The organism is Streptococcus sp. A23, from assembly GCF_043674155.1.
GTDB classification, from domain to species: domain Bacteria; phylum Bacillota; class Bacilli; order Lactobacillales; family Streptococcaceae; genus Streptococcus; species Streptococcus suis_V.
On record NZ_JBIMJP010000006.1, the window covers coordinates 24,924 to 35,107 of the forward strand.

16 protein-coding genes are annotated in these 10,184 nt (G+C 40.1%); all 16 read left to right on the top strand.

Translation table 11 applies throughout. The features are described from left to right. The 16 genes from ACHBIE_RS04785 (at position 1) to ACHBIE_RS04860 (ending at position 10,183) form a co-directional block, all read left to right on the top strand. Positions 1-537, top strand: coding sequence for a terminase small subunit (locus ACHBIE_RS04785; RefSeq protein ID WP_394732831.1), 537 nt, complete (start codon positions 1-3; stop codon positions 535-537). Beyond that, positions 527-1,834 carry a PBSX family phage terminase large subunit gene (locus tag ACHBIE_RS04790; protein ID WP_394732873.1) on the top strand — a complete coding sequence of 436 codons (1,308 nt, stop codon included), beginning with the start codon at positions 527-529 and terminating at the stop codon, positions 1,832-1,834. The genes ACHBIE_RS04785 and ACHBIE_RS04790 overlap by 11 nt, the downstream gene beginning before the upstream one ends. Before the next feature lie 10 nt (positions 1,835-1,844). Continuing rightward, positions 1,845-3,347 carry a phage portal protein gene (locus ACHBIE_RS04795; RefSeq protein WP_394732832.1) on the top strand — a complete coding sequence of 501 codons (1,503 nt, stop codon included), beginning with the start codon at positions 1,845-1,847 and terminating at the stop codon, positions 3,345-3,347. Positions 3,348-3,351: 4 nt separating this feature from the next. Then, positions 3,352-4,893, top strand: coding sequence for a phage minor capsid protein (locus ACHBIE_RS04800; protein WP_394732833.1), 1,542 nt, complete (start codon positions 3,352-3,354; stop codon positions 4,891-4,893). Further along, a complete protein-coding gene (locus tag ACHBIE_RS04805) occupies positions 4,893-5,045 on the top strand; it encodes a hypothetical protein (protein ID WP_394732834.1) in 153 nt (50 codons plus the stop codon). The genes ACHBIE_RS04800 and ACHBIE_RS04805 overlap by 1 nt, the downstream gene beginning before the upstream one ends. A gap of 63 nt (positions 5,046-5,108) precedes the next feature. Continuing rightward, positions 5,109-5,360, top strand: coding sequence for a hypothetical protein (locus ACHBIE_RS04810; protein WP_394732835.1), 252 nt, complete (start codon positions 5,109-5,111; stop codon positions 5,358-5,360). 153 nt (positions 5,361-5,513) lie between these two features. After that, a complete protein-coding gene (locus ACHBIE_RS04815; RefSeq protein ID WP_394732836.1) occupies positions 5,514-6,065 on the top strand; it encodes a hypothetical protein in 552 nt (183 codons plus the stop codon). A 14-nt stretch (positions 6,066-6,079) separates the two neighbouring features. Continuing rightward, positions 6,080-6,967, top strand: a complete 888-nt coding sequence (locus tag ACHBIE_RS04820) for a phage capsid protein (RefSeq protein WP_394732837.1) — start codon at positions 6,080-6,082, stop codon at positions 6,965-6,967. A 1-nt stretch (position 6,968) separates the two neighbouring features. Beyond that, the gene (locus ACHBIE_RS04825; protein WP_394732838.1) at positions 6,969-7,142 is read left to right on the top strand and encodes a hypothetical protein; all 174 of its coding nucleotides are present in this window, start codon (positions 6,969-6,971) and stop codon (positions 7,140-7,142) included. Between the two features lie 25 nt (positions 7,143-7,167). Continuing rightward, positions 7,168-7,554, top strand: a complete 387-nt coding sequence (locus tag ACHBIE_RS04830) for a hypothetical protein (RefSeq protein ID WP_394732839.1) — start codon at positions 7,168-7,170, stop codon at positions 7,552-7,554. Beyond that, complete coding sequence (locus tag ACHBIE_RS04835) at positions 7,544-7,876, top strand: putative minor capsid protein (protein ID WP_394732840.1); 333 nt, start codon at positions 7,544-7,546, stop codon at positions 7,874-7,876. The genes ACHBIE_RS04830 and ACHBIE_RS04835 overlap by 11 nt, the downstream gene beginning before the upstream one ends. Then, positions 7,876-8,268 carry a minor capsid protein gene (locus tag ACHBIE_RS04840; protein WP_394732841.1) on the top strand — a complete coding sequence of 131 codons (393 nt, stop codon included), beginning with the start codon at positions 7,876-7,878 and terminating at the stop codon, positions 8,266-8,268. Before ACHBIE_RS04835 ends, ACHBIE_RS04840 begins: the two co-directional genes overlap by 1 nt. Before the next feature lie 53 nt (positions 8,269-8,321). Then, the gene (locus ACHBIE_RS04845) at positions 8,322-8,669 is read left to right on the top strand and encodes a minor capsid protein (RefSeq protein WP_394732842.1); all 348 of its coding nucleotides are present in this window, start codon (positions 8,322-8,324) and stop codon (positions 8,667-8,669) included. 5 nt (positions 8,670-8,674) lie between these two features. Further along, positions 8,675-9,136 (top strand): phage tail tube protein, encoded by a 462-nt coding sequence (locus ACHBIE_RS04850; protein WP_394732843.1) that lies wholly within the window; start codon positions 8,675-8,677, stop codon positions 9,134-9,136. A 55-nt stretch (positions 9,137-9,191) separates the two neighbouring features. After that, on the top strand, positions 9,192-9,557 hold the full coding sequence (locus ACHBIE_RS04855; RefSeq protein WP_394732844.1) for a hypothetical protein: 366 nt from the start codon (positions 9,192-9,194) through the stop codon (positions 9,555-9,557). Between the two features lie 26 nt (positions 9,558-9,583). Beyond that, positions 9,584-10,183, top strand: a complete 600-nt coding sequence (locus ACHBIE_RS04860) for a Gp15 family bacteriophage protein (protein WP_394732845.1) — start codon at positions 9,584-9,586, stop codon at positions 10,181-10,183. Position 10,184 lies beyond the last annotated feature (1 nt).

Here is a 10,184-nt window from a genome sequence, read left to right on the forward strand (position 1 = left end):
ATGGTCATTGATAGACATCAACAAATTATTGACGAGCTAACTAGCGATGCAATCAAGCTGATGTCAGATTGGCCATCGGCGAGAGAAAAACAAAAGCAGTTCGTCCTAGCTTACGTAGCTAGTGGTTTTAAAAACGCTACAGAAGCAGCGCGACAGGCGGGATATTCGGATAAGTCAGCGAAAAATACAGCAAATAAACTTGTCACTTTATCCGACTTTTTTCACGTCCAAGAAGTTATCAAGATATTAAAGGAAAACTTTGATAAACGTAGTACAGAACTATCAATAGCTTCCTTGGTCGAAATAAAGCAATTCCACACAAGAGTATTGCGAGGAGAAGAAACTGATTTCGAGGTTGTGACTTCGGTCAGCGGTACTACTAGCATTGAGGAAGTCCCTCCGAGAATCAAGGAAAGACAAAAGTCGGCAGATAGTTTAGTTAAGATGCTAGAATCATCCAACGCAGGAAGCAGCGGAAATATTATCATTCAAGACGATTTAGCAAGTAAGATGAAGGGATTAGATGATGACCTTTAATAGAAAAGCTAATATTAACCCTCATTTTGAAAGCGTCTGGTTGTCTGGTAAGTCTTACAATATATTAAAGGGTGGTCGAAACTCTTTTAAATCTTCAGTTATTGCTTTGAAATTAGTGATGATGATGGTGCGATATTTAAAAGCTGGTGAGAAAGGTAATATCGTTGTTATTCGTAAGGTGGGTAACACAATACGTGACAGTGTTTACCTGAAAATCCAATGGGCTTTAGGTATATATGGTTTACTTGATCAATTCAAGATGACAGTCAGTCCTTTCAAAATTAGTCACACAGGAACAGGTTCAACTTTTTACTTCTACGGTCAAGATGATTTTCAGAAGTTAAAATCTAACGACATCGGCAATATTATTGCGGTCTGGTATGAGGAGGCTGCTGAATTTACTAGCCAGGAAGATTTTGATCAGACTAACGTTACTTTTATGCGTCAGAAACATCATAGAGCTAAACATGTTAAATTCTTTTGGTCTTTTAACCCTCCTCGGAATCCTTATTCATGGATAAATGAGTGGGTAGACAGCTTGGAAGATAACGAAGATTATCTAATCCATCAATCAAGTTATCTGGATGATGAACTTGGTTTTGTGACTGATCAGATGTTAGCGGATATCGAACGTATCAAAGAAAATGATTATGATTATTATCGCTATATCTACCTTGGCGAACCTGTCGGGCTTGGTACTAATGTCTACAATATAGATTCATTCCATAAAGCGGAAGCTATACCTCAAGATGAAAGAGTGATTGGTCAGCTCTTTGCATCAGATACAGGACATCAACAATCTGCTACAACGTGTTTACATGCAGTGCTGACAAACAAAAGAAAATTGTATTTAGTGGACACGTATTATTACAGTCCGGCTGGCAGGGTCAAAAAGAAAGCGCCTAGTGTATTGAGTAAGGAGCTGCACACTTTCGTACATAGTCAATCTAAACAGTTTCCTAACGTGCCAATATTGCAGATGACCATTGATAGTGCAGAAGGTGCATTACGTAACCAATATTTTGAAGATTATGGAGAACGTTGGCATCCCGTTGCAAAGAAAAAGAAGATAGTAATGACTGAGTTTGTCCAATCGCTTTTAGCGGAGGGGCGTTTTTATTATCTGCCGACTGAGAACAATCTCAAGTATTTTATTGAGGAGCACAAGCGGTACCAGTGGGACGAAAAGACAGTAATGAATGATGACCCTAAAGTCGTCAAGGAAGATGACCATACATGCGATGCGTTCCAATATCTCGTTGTGGACAATGCGCAATTATTACGATTAAAAGCTTAGGAGCGATCCGATGGGAATTATCCAAACAATCAAGAATTTTTTTACAAGGAGTAGGTATGCAATGACGGCACAAAGTCTGGGAAAAATCACAGAACACCCAAAAATCATGGTCTCAAGCGATGAGTATGAGCGCATCGAAAACAATGTCCGCTATTATGCTGGACGATTTGATAAAGTAAAATACAAGGATAGCAACGGAACACAGCAGGTCCGCGATTTTAACCACTTACCGATTGGCCGAACTGCTGCTAAGAAGATTGCTAGTCTAGTATTTAATGAGCAAGCAGAAATTAAGATAGATGATAAAAATGCGGATGCCTTCTTGTCAGAAACACTCAAAAATGACCGATTCAATAAAAACTTTGAACGGTATTTAGAAAGCTGTCTAGCTTTAGGTGGGCTTGCTATGAGACCTTATGTTGATGATGACAAAGTGAGAGTGTCTTTCATTCAAGCGCCTGTGTTCTTCCCGTTGCAGACCAACACGCAAGATGTGTCTAGCGCAGCAATCGTGACGAAATCGACTAAGGTCGTTAACAAGAAATTGATGTATTATACCTTGATTGAGATACATGAATGGAAGAACAGCTTAGACTATTTCATTACGAACGAATTGTATGAGTCAGAAGACGCTGGTCGTGTTGGTTCTCGTGTTCCTCTTAATGTAATCTACGAAGATTTAAAAGATGTCGTTAAGGTCGATAATGTCACTCGCCCTCTTTTTACTTACTTGAAACCTCCTGGAATGAACAATCGCGACATCAATAGTCCTCTTGGTTTGTCAATCTTTGATAACGCTAAGACTACTATTGATTTTATCAACACCACTTATGATGAATTTATGTGGGAAGTCAAGATGGGTCAGCGTAGGGTGGCAGTACCTAGTCAGACGGTTAAAACAGAATATGACCAAAATGGGGACATGATAACTACCCGAAAAGAGTTTGATGTCGGGCACAATGTCTATGAACAGTTTGACAGCGGACTTGATGAAGGTATTAAAATCATTGACCTCACAACTCCTATTCGCTCCGATGACTATATCAAGGCTATCAATGAGGGGCTTTCGCTTTTTGAGATGCAGTTGGGTGTTTCGGCAGGTATGTTTACATTTGATGGCCATTCCATGAAGACTGCGACAGAGATTGTTTCAGAGAATTCAGATACCTACCAAATGCGCAATTCGATTGTCGCTTTGGTCGAGCAGTCGTTGAAAGAATTGGTTGTTTCGATTTTTGAGTTGGCCAGAGCGTACGACCTCTATAACGGTCAAGTGCCAGATATAGATGATATCAGTATCAATCTGGATGATGGTGTTTTTACTGATAGAAATGCTGAGCTTGATTATTGGATTAAAGTCGTTAACGCTGGTTTTGGTACTCAATTACAAGCGATTGAAAAAGTGTTAAATGTTACTCCTGAAAAAGCAAAAGCAATCAAAGGCGAAATTGATAATGAAACAGTTGATGCGGTGAATCGAAGCGAAGAAGACATTTCGGTTTATGGAGAGTGATTAGATGGCTAAGAAGAAAAAGCAAATTAAAGTCAATGATGACCAACTTTTGCTTGAAGCCAATCGAGTCGCTGACTTATATCATCAGTTGACACTAGACCTCTTTGACAACGTCGTGGAGCGTGTTCGAGACAGGGGGACAGAGTACCTCCAGAAACAGCCCTATCTCTGGCAATTGGAGAAAATGAATGAGCTGGGGCTGTTGAACGAGGACAACGTTAAATTGCTTGAAGCTCGGTCTGGTGTGGCTCGTGAATTGCTGGAGCAGATTATCTATGATGAAGGTTACAACATTTACAAAGACACTCATGAGCAGTTAGGGAGTAACGGTTATCCAAATCACAGACAAATCCAATCAACGCTTGCTGCATACTCACGGCAGGCTTTTTTAGATCTGGATAATTTAATCAATACCACATTGCCTGAATCTGTTATTGGGGCTTATCGTGGTATCGTAGAGAAGTCTGTGGCTAAAGTAGCAACAGGTATGGTCACGGCAGACAGGGCTGTCAATGATACAGTCATGGAGTGGTTTGAGAAAGGCTTCTACGGCTTTACAGACAAGTCTGGCAGACGCTGGAAGGCTGACAACTACGCTCGCACAGTGATTAAGTCAACTGTCGCTAGAATTCGAAATGAAATGCTTGAAGTTCCAGCCAGAGAGTTAGGGATTGATACGTTTTATTATTCCGTCAAAGCGGCTGCTCGTGCGATGTGTGCGCCTATTCAAGGAAAAATCGTCACAACTGGTCAGGCTCGTTTTGAGGGCGGTGAGGTTATCCATGCTCTAGATGACTATGGCTATGGTTTACCTGGGGGGTGTTTGGGTATCAATTGCGGACACACAAAGACCCCGTTTATCCCTGGCGTGAATAAAAAGCCTGAACTAGATGAAGACATAAAAGGCATCACTCCAGAGCAGGCTATTGAGAATGCGAACGCACAGGCTAAGCAGAGAGCCCTAGAGCGGTCTATTCGGCACACCAAGGAACAAATCCATGTGGCAAAGAAACTAGATGATACAGAACTAATTGAGCGCTATACATCGAAGTTAGGCAAGCAGAAACGTGCTTTGAAATCCTATCTTGATGAGCATAAGTTCCTTTATCGGGATAGGGAGAGGGAGAAGTATCAAAAAGACCCTGTAAGTTGGGCAGAGATGGAGTTGAAGCAGAGGAAAGAATTGCGTAATCGTTTGAAAAATATAGCCCAAAATGATACAATAAAGTTACAGGATATCCAACTACCACAATCGTTGAGTGCGATGGCTAGAGATATCTATGTCAAGTCAGATTATCCAGTTAGAGGAGACTATCTAATTAAACGTGGCAGTATAATTACAAATGTTGAAGTGATTGCTGGCAAGGATGTTAGAAGACAGATTGATGATATCCGTCGATTGGTAAGAGAACACGGAGGGAATGCTAAAGACTGGCAAAAAGTAAAAGGTATTGCCACGTTATCAGACGGCAGTAAAATAGAAGCCCACTGGTATCAAGCAAAAAATGTAGGGAAAGTAGAATTTAGAGTCAAGAGGTGGTTGTAGTGAAAGCTAAGTATATTGGTAAGACCGAATCTCATACTTTGGATAATGGGAAAATTTATGAAATCCTTTCGATTGAACGTGGATGGTACCGTGTAGTAGATAAATCTGGAGAAGATTATTTATACCCGGCCGAAGAGTTTGAAATTGTATAACAATCAGTAGCATTCGAGAAATCGGGTGCTTTTTTGTTGCAAAAAAATGGAAAGGAGGTCGCTATGAGTAACAAACGTATCAAAAAGAAATACAAACCATTCAAAGAATTATGGGATTGTATGGAATGGTTTATGTTTAGACTGAATAGACATGTTGCTCGACTTGATAGTTTGGAAAGTCGTTTGGATAATCTGAAAGGTGTTGAATCTACAAACATCCAGACCATCAATCGCATGTTTGAAGATTACGAAAAACGGCTTGAAACGTTAGAGCGTGAAGTCAAACAACTTAAGAAACCGTTCTGGAAACGGTGAGGAGGTGGTCACTCATCTTGACAGCAGGAAAGACTGCACCAATCAAATAATCTAACCGTGTGGAAATCCATACGGTTTTCTTTTTGCCTTTATCCGCAGGCGTTAAAGAACGGAAATAAAGCGACCAATCGCTTATTATTGGAAGGAGCCAACATGGCAGAAGAACAGACAGTAGACCACGCTACTGAAACCGTGGAAGAGGTGGCTGAAAAGACATTCAGTCAAGAGGATGTTACTCGTATCAGTACCAAAGAGCATAAAAGCGGATATTCTAAAGCGATAAAGGACCTAGGCTTTTCCGATGTAGAAACTGCAAAGAATGCTTTGGCTGAATATGCGAAGTGGCAGGAATCGCAAAAGAGTGAAGCAGATAAACAGGCAGAGGCTTTGACTGCTAAGGATAAGGAGCTCGCAAATGCACAAGCTGAAAATAAGATTTTGGCTTCTAAACTAGCAGCACTATCCAAAGGAGTGAATACCGAATCTGTGGATGATGTGATTGCTCTTGCGGAACGCTTGGTAACTGACGAAGTGTCTATTGATGATGCAATCGGTCAGGTACTTGCAAAATATCCTCAATTTGGAAAGCAAGAGCCAGTTGAGGATAAGAAACCAACGATTACTGTTCCAGGTAATCCAAGCGCAAACGGTCAAGTAGAAAACAATGACCCATTCCAAGCTGTTATTAACAGTTATAAACAATAAGGAAGGATATTTATATGACAACAAATAACCAAAATCTCCCTGTGCGCCAATACGCGCCACAATATCGTCAAATTTTAGGAACTGTCTTTGACGCAACGAAAGCTTTTTCTGGTGTTTTGGCTCCTATTCAAACTTTGGACGGAGTACAATTTAACGCTAAAGCTTTCTCGGTTAAAACAAACGCAACTCCAGTAGTTGTCAGGACTTATAACAAGGATGCCAACACCGCTTTCGGAACAGGCACTGCCAATTCGTCTCGTTTTGGTAACTTGACAGAGGTTATCTATGCTGATACCGATGTCGAATATGACTATACATTGTCTATCCATGAAGGTATCGACCGTTACACCGTTAACAATGACCTGAACGCTGCTATTGCTGATCGCATGAAACTGCAGTCAGAGGCTCAAGTTCGTTACATGAACGTAAAAATTGGCAAATTCTTGTCAGATAATGCAGGTAAAACGCAGATTCTTGCTGATTTGAATGAAGATACGATCAAAAAGCTATTTAATGAAATCAATGCTTATATTGTCAACCAAGAAATCTCAGCACCAATGAAAGCATATGTGCGCGCAGAAGTTTACAACGCCATTGTTGATATGACTAGTGTGACAAATGCTAAAGGTGCTTCTGTTTCTTTAGATACAAATGGCTTGTTAAAATATAAAAATATCACACTCGTGGAAACTTCAGAGCGTTACTTTGCAGAAGGCACACTAGCAATTTTTGCGCCAGACGGCATTGTAATTCCGTTTGTAGGCATTCAAACTGCCCGCACCATTGAAGCCATCGAGTTCGATGGGGTCCAATTCCAAGCTGCAGCTAAAGGTGGTACTTTTGTTCTTGATGATAATAAAAAAGCTATCGTCAAAGTCACAGGTAACATTGTAGGAGGATAATATGGCTCAGTACGTTGCAATAGAGAACCTCTGGTTCGAGAAGGATGGCAAAACTGTATTGGATGGTGAAGTAGTTGATTTGACTGCTAATCGTGCAAAAGAAATCAATACATATTTTGGCAGAAAGGTCCTTGAACCTGTCAAGTCCGAAAAGAAAGAAAAACCGGAAATTTAATTTCCGGTATCTGTGGAGGTAGCTTATGTATCTGACAGAAGCAGAATTTGAAGCCTTTGGTTTTGAGACTGTGGATAATTTTGAAAAATTACTCTCACGAGCGCAATTAACCATTGACCAGTTCATTGGAAATTTCTATTCTCAAGTTGAATTCGAGTCAGATTTTGCGCCACGGAAAAAAGCAGTGCAGCAAGCGATGGCATTTCAAATTGCGTATTTGGATAGTTCGGGCATTCTGACAGCAGAGGACAAAGCAACTCTTGGAAGTATGACCGTCGGAAGGACTTCTGTCAGCTTTCAGAATGGCTCAAATTCGAACCATTCAGGCAAGAGGTATAACCTATGTCTTGATGCTTTAAATTGCTTGAGAGGGGCTGGATTTGGCTTTACGGGGGTGTCTTATGATAGATAAGCGAACCTTAGTGGATTCAGTCAGTATTTCAAAACCAATCGGAAAAGATCAGTGGGGGAATGTAGAGTTTGATATTCCCCTCTTTTTGTCTCCGGTAAAATTCGACAGAAACTATGAAAACACTGGTTCTGGCAATCGCCGAAGTGAGTCTAATCCGTCTGTTGTGTTAGTTTATCCACAATTTTGTCCAGTCGAACTTGACCGAACCTTTTTGGGTGGAAAAGTAACTTGTGATGGAATTGACTACATTGTACAGAAGGTTATACCTCAGTATCATCCGTTTCAAAAGAAAATCCTTTGCTACGAAATAGAGGTAATTTAATGGTCGAAGTTTCTGTAAAGATTGATTTGAAAGGTTTAGAGAAAAAAGTCAGCCCTCAAGCTTTCGCAAGAGGACGGCTAGCCTTAGTCAGTCAGATGAAAATGGACATGGAACGGTTCGTGCCAAAACGTAAGGGGGAATTGCGTTCTAGTGCATATACAACGAATGATTCAGTTGTGTATCAAACGCCGTATGCTCGTTTGCGTTATCATGGAAAAGTTCGAAAAGGGTTCTTTTCGGATAGACAGCGACGATTCTTCTTCGCGAATAAAGAGAGGTTATTGGCGCAAAAACCAGCCCCTGGTTCTGGTCCGTATTGGGATAAAAAAGCTTCAGCAATCTACATGAAACGATGGGAGGAAGCCTGTTTGAAAGGAATGGGAATTAAATGACTGAAAACAATGACTTTTTAGAAGTCCTATGCCATCATCTAAATACTCTATCTTTGCCACTAACGGCAAGAGTAGATTATGTCGATGAAACAGAAGATTTAGCGCTCTATCCTATGCCTGGTGGTGCAATTGAATTGGAAGATTTGGCAGGCAATCAAACAGTTGCGTTGAATTTTGGTATTGCAGTTAAGTCTCAAGATCAGCAGAAAGCAAACGCAATCTTGTGGGAAATCAATGCAGATTTAACACGCTTTGATTTGAACTTGCCTAGTCAAAACCAATCGTATGAGTTTCTAGGTCTATCTGTTATCAATACGCCATCGCTCAATGAATTAGATGAGCAAGGCTACTATATTTATCAGCTGGAAATTACAGCTCGTTTAGAAATTGAAAGGAATTAAAAAATATGGCAAAAAATAAAAACGCCCTACGAAAGCATTTTGTTGCTCCGTTCAACCCAGAAAGTCCTTTGGTTGAACCAAATCAAGATGCTTATTTGTGGTTAGCAAAAGATATTACAACCTCTTCTCCAGAAATTGAAGAGGAGACAGAAGAAGAAGCAGATTTCGCTGGTGATGGGACACCAATTACAACTGTTACTAGTGTAAAACGTGGTCGTACGTTTGAGGGTATTCGCAATATCGGTGACAAAGCACAGGACTTTATCGCATCATTGGAAGATGAAGTTGGCGATGCACGCCTTTGTTGGTACAAAGAGATTTCTGCAGATGGCAAGACCGCTAAATCTGGTGTTGCAACAGTGTCTGAAATTGAAATCGGCGATGGTGATGCGAAAGAATTTGAAAAATTTAAATGTAAAATTGCTTGGAACCAAAAACCTAAGACTACTTCTGTGGTACCAGGTTAATTTCATGAGAGGGGAAACCCTCTCTTTTTTTGAATGATAAAAAGGAGCTTTTAAAATGGTAAAAATCAATCTCAAAAATAAGGTCATTCCAATTGACTTCGGGGAGTTTCAACTAGAGTTCTCAAAAAGTGACGAAAATTTGAATAAAATGCGTGAATTCGGAAAAGATCTTGAGAAAAAAGGGCAAGAAATAGTAAAAGAAGATGGTAAGGAAGATATGGATAAAGTCCGTGAGTTACTCCGTCTTGCTTACGATGGTGTATTCGGCGAAGGGTCATTTGATAAGGTTTATGAACTATCCGGTCACTCAACAATCGACACTTTGAATTATTTCTTTGAGGTCTTGTCAGGCATTGAAGAAGAGCAGGTTTCAAATGAAAACAAGAAATTGATAGAGCGCTATATTGGTAAACAGAAATGATAGACCTGTCTAGGAATTTTGATGATGTGTTAGAGATAGATGGAGAGTTATACCCTCTTGATTTAGCTTTCGACAATGTCTTGCGACTGTTTGAAATGCTGAATGATGATGCGATTACGCCACTATTACAACCACATATCGCCCTAAAAATGTTATTAAGACAGGATTCGAAGGAACAGAAGAAGCGTGCGGAGGACTTGCTATCATCTCTATCAATTGAATCAGCTTTTGAAGTTTATAAAGCTATATCAGATGAGCACATCGTTATCAAAAAGGCCAAAGAGCAAGCTCCTATATATGATTTAGCAGGAAATCTTATAAAACGAAAACCTGTTGAGGAAGAGGATGATGATGAAGCAGATATGTCATTTTCTTTGAAATATGACGGCGATTATATCTATTCGTCGTTTTTACAAGCTTATCAAATTGATTTGATTGAAATGCAGGGTGTTTTGCATTGGCAAAAATTTTTTGCTTTGTTAAATGGGTTGCCCAGTGATACTAAGTTCGCAGAAGTAATTAGAATTCGGACCTGGGAAGAACAAAAAGGCGACAGTCCGGAATACAAAGAAAAGATGCGTCAATTGCAAGATGAGTACGCCTTGCCTGAATTTATTGATTATTAAC

Bases quoted from the DNA above. Each gene is read 5' to 3' on its own strand.
- ACHBIE_RS04785 (WP_394732831.1), top strand. From the start codon at position 1: ATGGTCATTGATAGACATCAACAAATTATTGACGAGCTAACTAGCGAT.
- ACHBIE_RS04790 (WP_394732873.1), top strand. From the start codon at position 527: ATGACCTTTAATAGAAAAGCTAATATTAACCCTCATTTTGAAAGCGTC.
- ACHBIE_RS04795 (WP_394732832.1), top strand. From the start codon at position 1,845: ATGGGAATTATCCAAACAATCAAGAATTTTTTTACAAGGAGTAGGTAT.
- ACHBIE_RS04800 (WP_394732833.1), top strand. From the start codon at position 3,352: ATGGCTAAGAAGAAAAAGCAAATTAAAGTCAATGATGACCAACTTTTG.
- ACHBIE_RS04810 (WP_394732835.1), top strand. From the start codon at position 5,109: ATGAGTAACAAACGTATCAAAAAGAAATACAAACCATTCAAAGAATTA.
- ACHBIE_RS04815 (WP_394732836.1), top strand. From the start codon at position 5,514: ATGGCAGAAGAACAGACAGTAGACCACGCTACTGAAACCGTGGAAGAG.
- ACHBIE_RS04820 (WP_394732837.1), top strand. From the start codon at position 6,080: ATGACAACAAATAACCAAAATCTCCCTGTGCGCCAATACGCGCCACAA.
- ACHBIE_RS04825 (WP_394732838.1), top strand. From the start codon at position 6,969: ATGGCTCAGTACGTTGCAATAGAGAACCTCTGGTTCGAGAAGGATGGC.
- ACHBIE_RS04830 (WP_394732839.1), top strand. From the start codon at position 7,168: ATGTATCTGACAGAAGCAGAATTTGAAGCCTTTGGTTTTGAGACTGTG.
- ACHBIE_RS04835 (WP_394732840.1), top strand. From the start codon at position 7,544: ATGATAGATAAGCGAACCTTAGTGGATTCAGTCAGTATTTCAAAACCA.
- ACHBIE_RS04840 (WP_394732841.1), top strand. From the start codon at position 7,876: ATGGTCGAAGTTTCTGTAAAGATTGATTTGAAAGGTTTAGAGAAAAAA.
- ACHBIE_RS04850 (WP_394732843.1), top strand. From the start codon at position 8,675: ATGGCAAAAAATAAAAACGCCCTACGAAAGCATTTTGTTGCTCCGTTC.
- ACHBIE_RS04855 (WP_394732844.1), top strand. From the start codon at position 9,192: ATGGTAAAAATCAATCTCAAAAATAAGGTCATTCCAATTGACTTCGGG.